The 16,670-nt window shown below is 72.5% G+C and carries 14 protein-coding genes; 9 read left to right on the top strand and 5 right to left on the bottom strand.

Going from position 1 to position 16,670, the window contains the following annotated elements:
* Positions 1-159 precede the first annotated feature (159 nt).
* The 4 genes from ACWCV3_RS01560 to ACWCV3_RS01575 all read left to right on the top strand — a co-directional run bounded on the left by ACWCV3_RS01560 (position 160) and on the right by ACWCV3_RS01575 (position 3,732).
* Entirely contained in the window at positions 160-1,674 is a 1,515-nt protein-coding gene (locus ACWCV3_RS01560; protein ID WP_451216794.1) for a flavin-containing monooxygenase, read from the top strand.
* Entirely contained in the window at positions 1,671-2,558 is an 888-nt protein-coding gene (locus ACWCV3_RS01565) for an alpha/beta fold hydrolase (RefSeq protein WP_451216675.1), read from the top strand. The genes ACWCV3_RS01560 and ACWCV3_RS01565 overlap by 4 nt, the downstream gene beginning before the upstream one ends.
* A complete protein-coding gene (locus tag ACWCV3_RS01570) occupies positions 2,555-3,439 on the top strand; it encodes an SDR family oxidoreductase (protein WP_451216678.1) in 885 nt (294 codons plus the stop codon). The genes ACWCV3_RS01565 and ACWCV3_RS01570 overlap by 4 nt, the downstream gene beginning before the upstream one ends.
* A gap of 86 nt (positions 3,440-3,525) precedes the next feature.
* Entirely contained in the window at positions 3,526-3,732 is a 207-nt protein-coding gene (locus ACWCV3_RS01575) for a hypothetical protein (protein WP_451216681.1), read from the top strand.
* 65 nt (positions 3,733-3,797) lie between these two features.
* Here the strand turns inward: ACWCV3_RS01575 and helR are convergent, their stop codons facing one another.
* Positions 3,798-5,990, bottom strand: coding sequence for an RNA polymerase recycling motor ATPase HelR (gene helR, locus ACWCV3_RS01580; protein WP_451216797.1), 2,193 nt, complete (start codon positions 5,988-5,990; stop codon positions 3,798-3,800).
* Between the two features lie 134 nt (positions 5,991-6,124).
* Complete coding sequence (locus tag ACWCV3_RS01585) at positions 6,125-9,397, bottom strand: S41 family peptidase (RefSeq protein ID WP_451216684.1); 3,273 nt, start codon at positions 9,395-9,397, stop codon at positions 6,125-6,127.
* Between the two features lie 183 nt (positions 9,398-9,580).
* On the opposite strand from ACWCV3_RS01585, the gene ACWCV3_RS01590 reads away from it, so the two are divergent.
* The 5 genes from ACWCV3_RS01590 (at position 9,581) to ACWCV3_RS01610 (ending at position 14,968) form a co-directional block, all read left to right on the top strand.
* Positions 9,581-10,180 (top strand): TetR/AcrR family transcriptional regulator, encoded by a 600-nt coding sequence (locus ACWCV3_RS01590; protein WP_451216687.1) that lies wholly within the window; start codon positions 9,581-9,583, stop codon positions 10,178-10,180.
* A 105-nt stretch (positions 10,181-10,285) separates the two neighbouring features.
* The gene (locus ACWCV3_RS01595) at positions 10,286-12,490 is read left to right on the top strand and encodes an MMPL family transporter (protein ID WP_451216690.1); all 2,205 of its coding nucleotides are present in this window, start codon (positions 10,286-10,288) and stop codon (positions 12,488-12,490) included.
* Between the two features lie 152 nt (positions 12,491-12,642).
* On the top strand, positions 12,643-13,488 hold the full coding sequence (locus ACWCV3_RS01600) for an EamA family transporter (protein WP_451216693.1): 846 nt from the start codon (positions 12,643-12,645) through the stop codon (positions 13,486-13,488).
* 228 nt (positions 13,489-13,716) lie between these two features.
* Positions 13,717-14,610, top strand: a complete 894-nt coding sequence (locus tag ACWCV3_RS01605; RefSeq protein ID WP_451216696.1) for an NAD(P)-dependent oxidoreductase — start codon at positions 13,717-13,719, stop codon at positions 14,608-14,610.
* Positions 14,611-14,692: 82 nt separating this feature from the next.
* Positions 14,693-14,968, top strand: coding sequence for a DUF1876 domain-containing protein (locus ACWCV3_RS01610; protein ID WP_451216698.1), 276 nt, complete (start codon positions 14,693-14,695; stop codon positions 14,966-14,968).
* Between the two features lie 13 nt (positions 14,969-14,981).
* Here ACWCV3_RS01610 and ACWCV3_RS01615 read toward each other — a convergent pair whose 3' ends face one another.
* The 3 genes from ACWCV3_RS01615 to ACWCV3_RS01625 form a co-directional block, all read right to left on the bottom strand.
* Positions 14,982-15,674 (bottom strand): ATP-binding cassette domain-containing protein, encoded by a 693-nt coding sequence (locus ACWCV3_RS01615; RefSeq protein WP_451216800.1) that lies wholly within the window; start codon positions 15,672-15,674, stop codon positions 14,982-14,984.
* Positions 15,675-15,927: 253 nt separating this feature from the next.
* Positions 15,928-16,203 carry a hypothetical protein gene (locus ACWCV3_RS01620; protein ID WP_451216701.1) on the bottom strand — a complete coding sequence of 92 codons (276 nt, stop codon included), beginning with the start codon at positions 16,201-16,203 and terminating at the stop codon, positions 15,928-15,930.
* A gap of 175 nt (positions 16,204-16,378) precedes the next feature.
* Entirely contained in the window at positions 16,379-16,618 is a 240-nt protein-coding gene (locus ACWCV3_RS01625; RefSeq protein ID WP_451216703.1) for a hypothetical protein, read from the bottom strand.
* Between the last annotated feature and the right edge of the window lie 52 nt (positions 16,619-16,670).

Consider the following 16,670-nt stretch of genomic DNA (forward strand, 5'->3'; position numbering starts at 1 on the left):
CCGTCGCTGTGTCCGCCGTCGTCTGCCACGTCCGCAGCCTATGGCGTACCGCCGGTAACTTTCCTTTCCGCGCCCCCTACCGCTCGGTACGGAGCTGCTCTACAGTCCCATTGCGCCAGTGTTCACTGGCAGAGTCCGAGGATGCGTGGAGGCGTCGGGATGGCCGAGCACGAGCACGTACGGGTGGCGGTGATCGGGTCGGGGTTCGGCGGGCTGGGGGCCGCCGTGCGGCTGCGCCGGGAGGGGATCACCGACTTCGTCGTCCTGGAGCGGGCCGGCAGTGTCGGCGGGACCTGGCGGGACAACAGCTATCCCGGCTGCGCCTGCGACGTGCCCTCGCACCTGTACTCCTTCTCCTTCGCCCCCAACCCCGACTGGCCGCGCACCTTTTCCGGGCAGGAGCACATCCGCGCCTACCTGGAGCGCGTCGCCGACGACTTCGGGCTCCGCCCGCACCTGCGCTTCGACTCCGAGGTCCGGCTGATGACCTGGGACGAGGACGAACTGCGCTGGCGCATCGAGACCGCCGCCGGCTCGCTCACCGCCGACGTGGTGGTCTCCGCCACCGGCCCGCTGTCCGACCCGAAGATCCCCGAGATCCCGGGGCTGGACTCGTTCCCCGGCCGGGTGTTCCACTCGGCCCGCTGGGACCACGACTTCGACCTGCGCGGCAAGCGCGTCGCCATGGTCGGCACCGGCGCCTCCGCGATCCAGATCGTCCCCTCGATCCAGCCCGAGGTCGCGAAGCTCACCGTCTTCCAGCGCACCCCGCCCTGGGTGATGCCCCGCGCGGACCGGGCCATCGGCACCGCCGAGCGCAGGCTGCACCAGGCGCTGCCCTTCACCGCGCGGCTGCGGCGCGGGCTGCTCTGGGGCATCCGGGAACTCCAGGTGCAGGCGTTCACCAAGCACCCGGACGAACTCGGCCTGGTCGAACGGCTCGCCAAGCGCAACATGGCCCGCGCCGTCAAGGACCCGGCCCTGCGCGCCAAGCTCACCCCCGACTACCGCATCGGCTGCAAGCGCATCCTGCTGTCCAGCGCGTACTACCCGGCGCTCGCCCAGCCCAACGTGGACGTGGTGGCCGGCGGCGTCACCGAGGTCCGGGGTTCCACCGTGGTCGCCGCCGACGGCACCGGGGCCGAGGTCGACGCCATCGTCTTCGGCACCGGCTTCCACGTCACCGACATGCCCATCGCCGAGCGCGTGGTCGGCGTCGGGGGCGTCACGCTCGCCGAGGCGTGGAAGGGCGGGATGGAGGCGCTGCGCGGCGGCTCGGCGGCCGGGTTCCCGAACTGGCTGAGCGTGATCGGGCCCAACACCGGGCTGGGCAACTCCTCGATGATCCTGATGATCGAGTCCCAGCTCAACTACCTGGCCGACTACATGCGCCAGCTCGACACCCTCGGCGGACGCACCGCGCTGGACGCCCGCCCCGCCGCCGTCGCCCGCTGGAACCGCCGGGTGCAGGAGCGGATGAAGCGCACCGTCTGGAACACCGGCGGCTGCACGAGCTGGTACCTGGACGCGAGCGGCCGCAACACCACCGTCTGGCCCGGCACCACCACCGAGTTCCGCCAGGCCACCCGCCGGGTGGATCTCACCGAGTACGAGGTGCTGCGCAAGCCCGCGCAGACCCCGGGGACCGCCGTCCCGAGCGAGGCCACCGCATGAGCCGCACCCTGGAAGTCGCCTCCACCGACGGCGCCCGCCTGCACGTGGAGGTGCACGGCCCCGAGGACGCGCCCTCGGTCGTCCTCTCCCACGGCTGGACCTGCTCCACCGCCTTCTGGGCCGCGCAGATCGAGGACCTGGCCCGCGACCACCGGGTCGTCGCTTACGACCAGCGCGGCCACGGCCGGAGCCCGTACAGCCCGGTGTGCTCCACCGACGCGCTCGCGGACGACCTCGAAGCGGTGCTCGCGGCGACCCTCGCACCCGGTGAACGCGCCCTGATCGCCGGGCACTCCATGGGCGGCATGACGGTCATGTCCGCCTCGGGCCGCCCCCTCTTCCAGGAGCACGTGGCCGCCGTGCTGCTGTGCAGCACCGGCAGCGGGCGGCTGACCGCCGAGGCGCGCGTGGTGCCGCTGCCCGCGGGACGCGTCCGCACCTGGCTCACCGGGCGCATCCTCGGCTCGTCCCTGCCGCTCGGCCCGGTCACGCCGCTCGCCAGGAAGATCCTCAAGTACGCGACCATGGGCCCCGGTTCGGCCCCGCACCTGGTCGACGCCTGCGCCCGGATCGTGCACGCCTGCCCGCGCGCCGCCCGGCACGCCTGGGGCGGGGTGCTGGACCGGCTCGATCTCGACCACGGGGTACGGCAGTTGACCGTGCCGACCGTCGTGCTTCACGGCACAGCGGACCGGCTCACCCCCTCGTCGCACGCCCGCGCGCTGGTGGCCGAGCTGCCCCGGTGCGTCGGCTTCACCGAGCTGTTCGGCATCGGGCACATGTCCCCGGTGGAGGCGCCGGAAGCGGTGAACGGCCGGATACGGGAACTCGTCACCACGTACGTCACGGGGGGCACCCCCGTCACCTTGGAGGAGGGCGCATGAGCAAGGTCGGTCTCGAAGGACAGGTGGCCGTCGTCACCGGTGCGGCACGCGGCGTCGGTGAGCTGCTCGCCCGCAAACTCTCCGCGCGGGGCGCCAGGGTGGCCCTCGTCGGCCTGGAGGAGGAGGAGCTGAAAGCCGTCTCCGGGCGGCTGTACGGCGAGAGCGCGTACTGGTACGCCGATGTCACCGACCACGAGGCGATGGGCCGGGTCGCGGCGGAGGTGAAGGAGCGGTTCGGCAAGGTCGACATCGTGGTGGCCAACGCCGGTGTGGCCAGCGGTGGTCCGTTCGCCGACTCCGATCCGGCTGCCTGGCGGCGGGTCATCGAGGTCAACCTCATCGGCTCGGCCGTCACCGCCCGCGCCTTCCTGCCGGTGCTCACCGAGAGCCGCGGCTACCTGCTCCAGATCGCCTCCCTCGCCGCGATCACCCCGGCGCCGATGATGACGGCGTACTGCGCCTCCAAGTCCGGCGTGGAGGCGTACGCGCACAGCCTGCGCGCCGAAGTCGGTCACCAGGGCGTGCGGGTGGGCGTCGCCTACCTGTCCTGGACCGACACCGACATGGTGCGAGGTGCCGACCAGGACGACGTCATGCGGGAGTTGAGGCAGCGGCTGCCCTGGCCGTCGAACAAGACCTACCCGCTCGGCCCGGCCGTCGACCGGCTGGTGGACGGTATCGAACACCGGTCGGCGCACGTGTACGGCCAGTGGTGGCTGCGCGGCATGCAGGGCATCCGCGGCTACCTGCCGGCGCTCATCGGCACGGTCGGCCAGCGGGAGATGCGCAGGTACGCGGACCGGCTGACCGGGATGCGCTCCGGGCTGGTCGGCGCGGGCGGCGCGGCCGACGAGGCGGCCCGCGCTACGCAGCGTAACTGATCGACATGCGCAGGGTGTTCGTCCGTGTGAATCTGGTCGAGGCTCCACCGGGGCCGCAACCGTTCTCACCAGGGATGTGAACCCACATGGGTATGAAGGACCAGTTCCAGGAGAAGTCCCGCAAGATGCAGGAGCAGGCCAAGGAGAAGTCCGGCCAGGCCCGCGAGAAGGCGGGGCAGCACGGCCCGCAGGGGCGCGACCACCAGGAGGGCGCCCACCAGCCCCAGCGTGACCGCGCCGAGGGCGGCATGCGGGACATGGAGGACCGCTTCGACCCGGACCACACCGCCTGACGCGGCGGATCCGGCGAAAGCCACGCGGCGGGGCGCCCGGTACATCCGGGCGCCCCATCCCGGCGCTACGTCGCGGGCAGGAGGCCCCGGCCCGCGCCGAGGACGACGAGCCGCCGGGTCGCGCGGGTCATCGCCACGTAGCGGTCCACGGCGCCCTCGACTCCCTTGCCGAAGGCGTCGGGTTCCACCAGCACGACCAGATCGAACTCCAGCCCCTTCGCCAGCTCAGGGGTGAGCGACCGGACGCGGGGGCGCTCTACGAACGCGGGATCGCCGATGACGCAGGCGGTGCCCTCGGCGTTCTCGGCCAGCCAGTCGTCCAGCACGGCGCCCAGGTCGGACAGCGGGCCGTAGGTGACCGGGATGCCGCCCGCGCGTACCGACGTCGGCACGTTGGCGTCCGGGAGGGCGGCCCGGATCACCGGCTCCGCCTGCGCCATCACCTCTTCCGGGGTGCGGTAGTTGATGCTCAGCGAGGCCACCTCCACCCGGCCGAGGCCGGCCCGCGCGAGCCTTTCCCGCCACGACTCGGTGAAGCCGTGCCGGGCCTGGGCGCGGTCGCCCACGACGGTGAAGCTGCGCGAGGGGCAGCGCAGGAGCAGCATCTGCCACTCGGCGTCGGTCAGCTCCTGGGCCTCGTCCACCACGATGTGCGCGAACGGCCCGGCAAGCGCGTCCGCCTCGATGGCGGGCAGCGCGCCCTCGTCGACCAGTCTGTCCTTGAGGTCCTGCCCGTGCAGCATGGTCACCGCGCCCTCGCCGTCCGGGTCGGCCGCGATCACGCTGTCGATGACGGCCGACATGCGCTCCCGCTCCACGGCGACCGTGGCGGCCTGGCGGCGCTTCTTCCGCGAGATCTCCGGGTCCCCGAGCCGCTGCCGGGCCGCGTCCAGCAGCGGCAGGTCGGACACCGTCCACGCCTGCGGGTCGGCGCGGCGCAGCAGGCGCACCTCGTCGGGGGAGAGCCAGGGGGCGCACATCCGCAGGTAGGCCGGGACGGTCCACAGGTCGCCGACCAGATCGGCCGCCTCCAGCAGGGGCCAGGCGCGCCGGAGGGTGCCGGTCAGCTCGCCGTCGGAGGCCAGCGCCCGGCGGAAGAGGGTGGGCGGGACCTCCTTGTCGAGCTGGTCGCGCAGGATCGTGACGAGCGCCTCCCAGATCAGGTCGCGGGCCTCGTTGTGCGGGACGCCCGCCTCCGCCGCCTCGAACGCCTCGGCCCAGTCGGCGGGGGTCAGGTGCAGCTCGGCCCAGGGGGTGGAGACCGTCAGGGGCTCGGGGGGCGGCGTCTCGTAGAAGCGCACCGCCTTCTCGACGCCCTTCACCAGGTCCCCGGAGGACTTCAGCCGGGCCACCGCCGGGTCCGTCTCGACGCCCGCCTTGGCGCCCTCGGCCACCAGGTCCCGCACGGTGCAGGTCCGCACCCCCTCCTCGCCCAGGCTGGGCAGTACGTCGGCCACGTAGTTGAGGTAGGGCTGGTGCGGGCCGACGAACAGGACCCCGCCCCGGCGGTGTCGAAGGCGCGGGTCGGAGTGGAGGAGGTAGGCGGAGCGGTGCAGGGCGACGACGGTCTTTCCGGTGCCGGGGCCGCCGTCCACCACCAGGGCGCCGCGCGAGGAGGCGCGGATGATGGCGTCCTGGTCGGCCTGAATGGTGGCGAGCACGTCCCGCATCCGCTCCGAGCGGTTGGTGCCCAGGGTGGCGATGAACGCCGACTGGTCGTCCAGCGCCGCGTGGTGCTCCAGGCCGTCGGCGGTGAACACCTCGTCCCAGTAGTCGCTGATCCGGCCGCGCGTCCAGCGGTAGCGGCGGCGGCTCGCCAGCCCCATGGGGTGGGCGTGGGTGGCGGCGAAGAACGGCTCGGCCGCGGGGGAGCGCCAGTCGATCAGCAGCCGGCGGCCGGTGCTGTCGGTGAGGCCGAGCCGGCCGATGTACACCGGCTCGGGATCGCCGTCGTGCACGATGTGGCCGAGGCACAGGTCGATGCCGAAGCGGCGCAGGGCGCGCAGCCGGGCGGTCAGCCGGTGGATCTCCAGGTCCCGCTCCAGCACCTCCCGGCCGGCCCCGCCGGGTGCCCGGCGCAGGGCGTCCAGGCTCGCGGACAGCTCGGCGACGGTCTGCTCCAGGCTCTCGGCGATCTGCGCGAAGTGCCGCTCGTCGGCGGCGATCAGCGCCGGGTCGGCCTTGGCGGCGAGCCGGTCGGGGAGGTCGAACGCGCGGGACTCCGGCGCGGGCTCACGCTCGGACAGCAGCGCACACATGTAGTGGATCACCCATTTCCGCAGGTTCTGGGCTCGGCGAGCGATTCTGCGGCATGAGGGGGGCCTTGCCGCAAGGCCCCCCTCGCGCTGTACGTTGTGAGTGGCGGGAAGTCCCGCCCTCTTTTTTCGCCCCCTCACCCCTCCTCGCGCGGCGGCAGCTTCGGCCGCGAGCGGTCCGGTACGCCGCTGTAGTCGGGCGGAACCGCGACCGGGGTCGTCTCCAGTATCTCCAGGGCGAGCCGCACCGCGTCGTCGAGCTGGGCGTAGCGCCCCTCGGCCCAGTCCAGCGGGGTGCGCAGCGCCTCCAGGTCGGGGGTGACACCCCGGTTCTCCACCGACCAGCCGTACTCGTCGAACCAGGCGGCGTTCATCGGCACGGTGATGACCGTGCCGTCCCCGAGCCGGTGCCGGCCGGTGATGCCGACGACCCCGCCCCAGGTGCGCTGACCCACCACCGGGCCGAGCCCGAGCAGCTTGAAGGCGGCGGTGATCATGTCTCCGTCGGAGGAGGTCGCCTCGTCCGCGAGCGCCACCACCGGCCCGCGCGGCGCGTTGGAGGCGTACGACACCGCCTCCGCGTCGCGGGTCAGGTCCCAGCCGAGGATGGTCCGGGTCAGCTTCTCTATCACCAGCTCGCTGATGTGCCCGCCCGCGTTGCCGCGCACGTCGACGATCAGCGCGGGCCGGGACACCTCCAGCCGCAGATCGCGGTTGAACTGCGCCCAGCCGGAGCCGCCCAGGTCGGGGATGTGCAGATAGCCGCACCGGCCGCCGCTCAGCTCCCGGACCACCTGGCGGCGTTTGGCCACCCAGTCCTGGTAGCGCAGCGAGCGGTCGTCGGTCAGCGGGACCACGGCCACCCGGCGGGCGGGGCCCGGCTCGCCCGGCGGCGGGGTGAAGGTGAGGTCGACGGTGGTGCCGCCGGAGCCCGCGAGCAGCGGGTACGGCCCGGTCACCGGGTCCACCGGGCGTCCGTTGACGTGGGTCAGCACGGAGCCGTCGCGGATGCCGGTGCCGGCCAGCGGGGAGCGGGCGCGGGAGTCGGAGGAGTCGCCGTCCAGGATGCGCGCGGCCATCCAGGCCCCGTCCCGGCAGACGAAGTTGGCGCCGAGAAAGCCCTGCCGGCGCTGGTAGTGCGGCGGGCCCTCGTTGCGCCGGGCCGGGGTGACGTAGGCGTGCGACGTGCCCAGTTCACCGAGGACTTCGCGCATCAGGTCGGCGAACTCGTCGGGGGAGGCGACCCGTTCGACCAGCGGACGGTACTGATCCAGGACCGCCGGCCAGTCGATCCCGCACATGCCGGGGTCCCAGAAGTAGTCCCGGATGAGCCGGCCGCCCTCGGCGTAGGCACCGCGCCACTCGGCGGCCGGGTCGACCTCGTGCAGGATGCGGCGCAGGTCGATCCAGACCGTGCTGTCGCTGTCGCCGGGCTCGGTGGCGGGCACCGCCCGCAGGTCGCCCTCGTCCACCACGACCAGCCGGGTTCCGTCGCCGCTGACCTCGAACCAGTCCAGGTGGGCGACCAGTTCGGTCTTCTTCGCCTTGCTGAGGTTGAAGTGCTCCAGCGTGGGCCGGCCGCTGACGTCGGCCGGGTTGACGAAGGTCTCGCCCAGTGCGCCGGAGATCGGCCAGCGCAGCCAGACCAGCCCGCCGCCCGCCACCGGACGCAGCGCCGAGTACTTGGAGGACATCACCGGGAACGGCGTGACCCGGTTCTCCAGCCCCTCCGCCTCCACGGTCACCGTGCCGCCCTCGCCGGACCCCGACTCCAGCGGATCGAGCCCGCCCGCCGCCGGACGGCCCTCCGGGTTGAGCGCGAAGGGGGAGGGTGTGGCCGAGTTCAGCGGGACCAGGTAGGGGCGGCAGCCGAGCGGGAAGGACAGGTCGCCGGTGTGCACGTCGTACACCGGGTCGAAGCCGCGCCAGGAGAGGAAGGCGAGATAGCGGCCGTCGCTGGTGAAGACCGGGTTCTCGTCCTCGAAGCGCCCGTTGGTGACGTCCACGACCAGGCGGTCCTTGATCCGGGCCAGCTTGATCTTGCGCAGCGAGCGGCCGATACCGGGGTGGGACCAGGTGAGCCAGGCGCCGTCGGGGGAGAAGGCGAGGTCGCGGACGGGACCGTTGCCGGAGCGGATCAGCTCGGTGACGGTGCCCGGCTCCCGCCCCTCGGTGCTCTCGGCGTCCTCCGCCACGTCGATCAGCAGCAGCCGCCCGTCGTGCGAGGCCACCGCCAGCCGCTCGCCCTCCGGGTCGGAGACCAGCTCCAGGACCCGGCCGAGCCTGCCCTCGCCGAGCAGCCGGGGCTCGCGATCCCCGGTGGCGCGGGGGAGCTGGGCGACCGCGATCGCGTCGTCGCCCTCGGCGTCGGTGACGTAGGCGAGCTGGCCGGTCGAGCCCAGCATCTCCGGCAGGCGCACCCGGACGCCGGGAGTGTCGGCGATGGTGCGGGCCGGGCCGTCGCGGTGGGTGAGCCAGTACAGGCTGCCCCGGACGGTGACCGCGCTGGCCCGCCCGGTCTCGTCCACGGAGAGGCCGTCCACGTGGTGCGCGGCGGGAACCTGGTAGGGGCGGCGGCCGGGGGCGGCGCCGCCGAGGTCGATGCCGAGCCGGCGCGGGGTGCCGGTGGGGGAGAAGTCGTCCACGATCCAGATGTCGCCGGCGCACTGGTACACCACCCGCTCGCCGTCGGTCGCCGCGTGCCTGGCGTAGAAGGCGTCGTGGTCGGTGTGGCGGCGCAGGCCGGTGCCGTCGAGGGCGACGGAGTACAGGTTGCCGACGCCCTCGTGGTCGGAGAGGAAGGCGATGCGGCCGGCGACGAACATCGGGGAGGAGAGCTGGCCGTCGACGTCCTCCAGCAGCCGTTGCCCCTGGAGCCACAGCCGTCCCGTCGCGCCGCCCCGGTACCGCTTCCAGGACGCCGGCTCGTGCGGGGGCGTGCCGGTGAGCAGGAGGGTCCGGTGCTCGCCGCCGGTGTCCGCGACCTGGATGTCACCGACCGGGCCCCACGGCAGCCGTCCGCCGGGGCTGCCGTCGGTGCCGACCTTGTAGGCCCAGGTGAAGTAGGAGAAGGGCTGGCCGTGCGAGGCGACGGCCAGGATGCCGCTCCTGCCGTGCTGGTCGGGGGGCGTCCAGCCGCACACCTGGGTGTCGGCGCTGCCCCAGTACGTCAACTGCCGCGACGGGCCGCCGGCCACGTCCACCAGGTGGATCTCGGGCACCAGGCTGCGCCAGCTCGTGTAGGCGATCTGCCTGCCGTCGGGCGAGAAGCGGGGGTGCCCGGCCTTGGTGCGGTCCGCGGTGAGCCGCCAGGGGCGGCCCGGTTCGTCCAGCGGCGCCAGCCAGAGGTCGTCCTCGGCCACGAAGCACAGCAGATCGTCACTGATGTGGGGAAGCCGCAGATAGCTCACCCATCCATGCTTTTCCGGCACGAGAGGCACAGCAACTCGTGCGGTGGGACTCCCGTGACGCAGGACACTCGCTCCATCCGTACGAAACGGTTTCGTTTCGTAGGTGGCCGGGGTACCTTCGTCCTGTACGGAGTCCCGTACGACGAGCAGTGTCGTCCGGACGGGCGGGAGAGGGTGGGACGGATGGCCGAGGCCGCCACCGCGCGTCGCAGCAGGCTCACGCCCGAGCGCGCGGCCGAGCTGTACGAGGCGGTCCTCGATCTGCTCCGCGAGGTCGGCTACGACGCCCTCACGATGGACGCCGTCGCCGCCCGCACCCGCTCCAGCAAGGCCACGCTCTACCGCCAGTGGGGCGGCAAGGCCGAACTGGTCGCCCGCGCGATCCGGCACAGCAAGCCCGGCCGGATCTCCGACGTGGACACCGGCTCGCTGCGCGGGGACCTCCTGGCCGTCGTGCATCGCGAGGACGACTGCGCCATGGAGCAGAACACCGCCCTGATGCGGGGTCTGGCCATGGCCACCCACACCAATCCGGACCTGCTGCAGGCGTTCCGGGAGCAGGTCGTCGAGCCCGAGATCACCGAGCTGCGCGAGATGCTCTCCCGTGCCGTGGACCGGGGTGAAGTGGCCCCGGACAACCCGGCGCTGCCCTTCGTGGTGCACATGATGATCGGCGCGTTCGCCACCCGGGCGCTCGTCGACGGGCAGCCTCCCACGCAGCACTTCCTCAGCTCCTACATCGACGCCGTGATCCTCCCCGCTCTCGGCGTCCCCACCACCTGACCGAACCCCTCCCCGCAAGCCCACCTCCTGACGTCTCCGCTCACGTCGCCGGGCTGACCTCTTCTGCCCAGATGCTCTCCACGACCTGACCGGGAGTACGCCCTCGTGGCCACGTACCTGTACAAACTCGGCCGATTCGCCTTCCGGCGACGGCACTTCGTCGCCCTGCTGTGGGTCGCGCTGCTCACCCTCGCCGGGGTGGGCGCCGCCTCCGCGCCGCCCGCCGGCAACTCGTCCTTCTCCATCCCGGGCACCGAGGCGCAGCGCGCCTTCGACCTGCTGGAGCAGCGCTTCCCCGGCATGAGCGCCGACGGCGCCACCGCCCGTGTCGTCTTCAAGGCGCCCGAGGGCCAGAAGACGACCGACGCCGGCAACAAGGCGGCGGTGGAGAGGACCGTCAAGGAGCTGGGCTCCGGCTCCGAGGTCGCCTCCGTGGCCGACCCGTACACGGGCAAGGCGGTCAGCCGGGACGGCACGATCGCCTACGCCTCGGTCAAGTACAAGGTCTCCGGGATGGAGCTGGAGGACGCCTCCCGCGACGCCCTCAAGGAGAGCGCCGGGCACGCGCGGGACGCCGGGCTGACCGTCGAGATCGGCGGCGACGCGCTCACCACCGCGCCCGAGACCGGCTCCAGCGAGGTCATCGGCATCGCCATCGCGGCCGTCGTCCTCGTCATCACCTTCGGCTCGCTCATCGCGGCCGGACTGCCGCTGCTCACCGCGATCGTCGGCGTCGGCATCGGCGTCTCCGCGATCACCGTGCTGGCCACCCCGCTCGACCTGGGCTCCACCACCTCCACGCTGGCCACGATGATCGGCCTCGCGGTCGGCATCGACTACGCCCTCTTCATCGTCTCCCGCTACCGCGCCGAACTGGCCGAGGGCCGCGACCGCGAGGAGGCGGCGGGCCGCGCCGTGGGTACGGCGGGCTCGGCGGTGGTCTTCGCGGGCCTCACCGTCGTCATCGCGCTGGTCGGGCTCTCGGTCGTCAACATCCCGATGCTGACCAAGATGGGCGTGGCCGCCGCGGGCACGGTCGCCATCGCCGTGCTGATCGCGCTCACCATGATCCCGGCGCTGCTCGGGTACGCGGGCCGCACGGTCAAGCCGGCCGGCGAGAAGAGCAGGCTGCTCGGCGGGGGACGCGCGGCGAAGAAGGCCGGCCGTCCGAACATGGGCACCCGGTGGGCCAGCTTCGTGGTCCGCCGCCCGGTCACCGTGCTGCTGCTCGGCGTGGTCGGCCTCGGGGCCGCCGCCGTCCCGGCCGCCTCACTCGAACTGGGCCTGCCCGACGACGGCTCCCAGCCCGTCTCCACCACCCAGCGCCGCGCCTACGACCTGCTCTCCGACGGCTTCGGCCCCGGCTTCAACGGCCCGCTGACGGTCGTCGTCGACGCCAAGGGCAGCGCCGACAAGAAGGACGCGTTCGCCAGGGTCGGCGACGAGATCAAGGGTCTGAAGGACGTCGTCACGGTCACTCCGCCGGCGCCCAACAAGGCGGGCGACACCGCGATCATCACCGTCGTCCCGAAGTCCCAGCCGTCCTCGGCCACCACCGAGGACCTGGTGCACGCCATCCGGGGCAGGAGCGCGTCGATCGTCTCCACGACGGACGCGAAGCTGCTGGTCACGGGTGCCACGGCGATGAACATCGACGTGTCGCAGAAGCTGAACGACGCGCTGCTGCCGTACCTCGCGCTGGTCGTCGGTCTGGCCTTCCTGCTGCTGATCGTGGTGTTCCGCTCGGTCCTGGTCCCGCTGAAGGCGGCCCTCGGCTTCCTGCTCAGCGTGCTCGCCGCCCTCGGCGCGGTCGTCGCCGTCTTCCAGTGGGGCTGGCTGTCCGGCCTGATGAACGTCGAGCAGACCGGGCCGGTCATGTCGATGATGCCGATCTTCATGGTCGGCGTGGTCTTCGGACTCGCCATGGACTACGAGGTGTTCCTCGTGACCCGGATGCGTGAGGCGTACGTCCACGGGGAGAACCCGGGCCAGGCGGTCGTCACCGGCTTCCGCTACAGCGCGCGGGTCGTCACCGCCGCCGCCGTCATCATGATCGCCGTCTTCTCCGGCTTCATCGGCTCCAGCGAGGCGATGATCAAGATGATCGGCTTCGGCCTGGCCATCGCCGTCTTCTTCGACGCCTTCGTCGTCCGCATGGCCATCGTCCCGGCCGTCCTGGCGCTCCTGGGGCGCCGCGCCTGGTGGCTCCCGGCCTGGCTGGACCGCGTCCTGCCCAACGTGGACGTCGAGGGCGAGGGGCTCCGCGCGGACCCCGACCCCGACGGGGACCGGGAACTGGTCCGCGTCTGACGGACGCGCGACCGGCGGACGGCCGGTGAGGGAGCCTCACCGGCCGTCCGCCGTCCTGCCGGCCGTGACCGGTCAGGCCCGGCCGAACCCCTTGAACAGGCCACCCAGTGATCGGTTAGCGTGCCGGGTATGACGACGACTGGTCCTGTCCGGTGACGCCGCTCGTCACCGCCGCCGTACTGCTCGCCGCGTTCACCCACGCCGGGTGGAACGCCATCGCCCACCGGATCGGCGACAAGCTGACCGGCTTCACACTGATCGCCGGGGGCGGACTGGTCGTCGGGCTGGTGACGGCATTGTTCGCGCCCTGGCCGGCCGGCCCCGCCTGGCCGTACCTGCTCACCTCCGCCGGGGTGCACGTCGCGTACTACGCGCTGCTCATGACCTCCTTCCGGCTCGGGGACTTCGGGCAGGCGTACCCGATCGCGCGCGGCACCGCGCCGCTGGTCGTGACCGTGCTGGCCGCCCTGTTCGCGCACGAGGTGCCCGGCGGGTGGGCGGCGGCCGGGGTCGCCGTGTCCTGCGTCGGGCTGACCGGGGTGAGCCTGTGGGGGCTGCGCGGGCGGCGGCCGGACTGGAAGGCCATCGGCGCCGCCGTCGCCACCGGGCTCACCATCGCCGTGTACACGGTCCTCGACGGCATCGGCGTACGGCACGCGGACACCCCGCTCGGCTACATCGCCTGGCTGATGGCCGCCCAGGGGGTCTTCATCCCCGCGTACATGTACTACCGGGTCCGCGGCGACATGGTCCGCAAGCTCAAGCCGTACGCCCCGCTCGGCCTCCTCGGGGCGGTGCTCTCGGTCGCCGCCTACGCCCTCGTCCTCTGGGCGCAGACCCGCGCCGCCCTCGCGCCCGTCGCCGCCCTCCGCGAGTCCTCGATCATCGTCGGCGCGGCCATCGGCGCCCTCTTCTTCAAGGAGCGCTTCGGCGCTCCGCGCATCGCAGCGGCGGGGCTGCTGGTGGTGGGGATCGGACTGATGCTGCACGCGGGGTGAGTCCCGTACCGAACGGCGAGGGAACCGACCGCACCCCGCGGACGGCCGAGGAGCCGACCCGAGCCGACCGCGACGACCACGGGCGGGAAGTCGCCGAGTTCCTCGACCGGTGGCCGCGGGACCGGCTGTGCCAGGGTGGGCCGGGCCGGTTCTGCGGGCAGGATGGGCACGAGGGGCATGATCGACGCTCCTCGCGGTACCCCATCCCGTGAGAAGGAGAGCCACCGTATGACCACCGACCGGCCGACCGTCGCCGTGCTGGGCACCGGCATCATGGGCGCCGCCATGGCCCGCAACCTCGCCACCGCCGGGCTCCCCGTACGCGCCTGGAACCGCACCCGCGCCAAGGCCGAACCCCTCGCGGAGGACGGCGTCCGGGTCACCGGCACGGCCGCCGAGGCGATCGAGGGCGCGGACGTGGTGCTGACCATGCTGTACGACGGGGACACCGTGCTGGAGGTGATGCGCGAGGCGGCGCCCGCGCTGCGCCCCGGCACGCTGTGGGTGCAGAGCACCACCGCCGGTGCGGAACTCACCGGCCGTCTCGCCGCGTTCGCCCGCGAGCACGGGCTGGAGTTCTACGACGCGCCCGTGCTCGGTACCCGCAAGCCCGCCGAGGACGGACAGCTCACCGTGCTGGCCGCCGGGCCCGAGGCGGGACGGGCCACCCTCGCCCCGGTCTTCGACGCGGTCGGCTCCCGCACGGTGTGGACCGGCGAGGACGGGGCCGAGGGCAGCGCGAGCAGGCTCAAGCTGGTCGCCAACAACTGGGTGCTCGCGGTGACCGCGGCCACCGGGGAGGTGCTGGCGCTCGCCCAGGCGCTCGGCGTCGACCCGCGCTCGTTCTTCGACCTCATCGAGGGCGGCCCGCTGGACATGGGCTACCTCCGGGCCAAGTCCGCCCTGGTCCTGGACGGCAGGCTCACCCCGGCCTCGTTCGCCGTCGCCACCGCCGAGAAGGACGCCCGGCTGATCGTGGCCGCCGCCGAGCGGGGCGGGGTCCGCCTCGACCTGGCCGAGGCGACCGCCGACCGCTTCGCCCGCGCGGCCGCCCAGGGGCACGGGGACGAGGACATGGCGGCGGCGTACTTCGCCAGCTTCGAGGAGAAGACGGCGGACTGACGTCACCGGTCCGACGTGAACTTCGCCGGAGGCGGGCGCACCCTTGAAGCAGGGGGCACGGTGGCTTTCGGAGGTGGTCGGGATGATGCACAACACCGTGGGTTGGCACATCGAGCTGGAGTTCGAGGAGGACGACCAGCACACGCGCGCGGTAGCGCTGGTGCGGCTGGCGGACGGCAGCGAGGTGCGGGCGCACGGGCACGCGACCCGGCACCGGGTCGACTCCAACCAGCCGAGGGTCGGCGAGGAGATCGCCGGTGCCCGCGCCCTGAACGAACTCGCGATGCGCCTGCTGACCAAGGCGCACGAGGAGATAGACGCGGACTCCGGGCGCATCTCGCACGCCATCCACGTATGAAGTGCGAAGGTGATCAGCCCGTCCTGGCGTCTCTCCGGCAGTAGGCCCACAGCCCTGCTGCCGTGACGGCCGCGACATACGCGAAGAACACGGCCGTCGCGACCGGCGTGGACAGGTGTGAGCCGACCAGTGCCTGCGCGAAGGGTCGGTCGTCGCCCGAGTAGGCCGAGACATCGGTGAGCATCGCCCGGCCCGCGGCGAAGGGAAGCCAGTCGCTCACGCCGCCCAGGCCGGGCACGTTCCCGAGCAGTGCGCCCGCGAGGCGCTCACCGAGCAGTGGCCACAGGACCAGCAGCAGGACCGGCACGACTCGGCCGCGCAGCATGGCGACGAGTGCCAAGCACAGCAGCGCCCAGCACCCCATCCATCCGACGAACCGTGCGGCCGGCGCCCCGACTTCGCCCCAGGCCGGCTGCGGGGCGCCGGACACCGCCAGCGTCACCGCGCAGGAGAGTGTCCCCAGCAGCGCGCTGGCTGCGGCCACGCCGGACCCGACGTCGTACAGCGGCCTGCCGAAGAAGAGGGTTCGCCCTTCGCCCCGCAGGAGGCCCAGCATCAGCTGGATCGTCGTGGTCTTCCCCGCGCCGTTGGCCCCGACGAAGCCGGTCACCTCACCGGCCCGGAGGACGAGCGAGACATCGTCCAGGACTCGCTTGGGGCCGAAGGACCGGCCGAGGCTCCGGACCTCGACGAGCACGTCACCCATGTCCACCGCACGATTCCTTCGAGTGGTCGACCGACCTGCCGGCCGGCAGGTCGGTCGAGGTCCTGGCCGAATCGGCAACCGTACTCGGATTGGTTCGGTTGATGCAGGGTTTCTTTTGCGTTGTCGCAAGGGGGAGGAAGCCCTCGCAGACGAGCTGAACAGGCGTGGAAACCGAAAGGTCGCCGCGCGGGCCTCTTCCCCCGAATCCCGTCCCTCGGCTATGTGTCACATCGCGTGAGGTGGCCTATGCCGCCTATTGCCGCACGAGGGAAACGAGCTGCCAGGCCAATACCGCGTGCGCAAGAATGCATGTACCCCATGCCGAGGTCCCGCGCGTGCCATGTCGAAACACCGATGCCCATCCTGCTGCCACCAAAAGGGTGGCCAGGGCGAACAGGCCCCAGGAAATGGCGAGCCACGGCTGGGAATGCTCCGTGAGGAGTCCGAGCACTGCCAGCGGCGCGAGTGCCAGAAGAGGAAGGACCCATGTGCCTTCCGTGGTGAGGCGGGGGGACTTGGTATCGGTCATCCGGGACACTCCGTGTCTCTGTGTCCCGGCGTTGGCCGGGTCGGCCCGGGCGGACCCGGCCAACGCCGGTCAGTCAGGGGGTCGGAGGCGTTCCTGCCCCCTGACCGTCATCAGTGCAGGGCGTTGTATATGTCAAGGAGCGTCAGGCCGGGGGCGATGGCTACTTGCTGGCGGCCTAGAGTTCACCGCTGACGATCCTGTTCATCTCGGTCCGCTCGGCGTCCGAGATGCCGGCCGCCAGGGGGCTCGCCAGCAGCTTGCGCGCGGCCTGCTGAGCCTCCGCCTGCTGCGTGGTCGAGACGGCCGGAGGCGTGGCCACCGGAGCCTGGGATGCCTGGGCCGGTCCGGCGGTCCCGCCGAGGGCGATGGCGGCGACGGCCGAAACGGCCGCCATCCGCAGAATATTGCGGTTCATTCGAGTGATCCCTTGCGTCGTCGCAAGGGGGAGAAAGCCTGTGAGGGCGACC

Source organism: Streptomyces sp. NPDC001781, assembly GCF_053596035.1.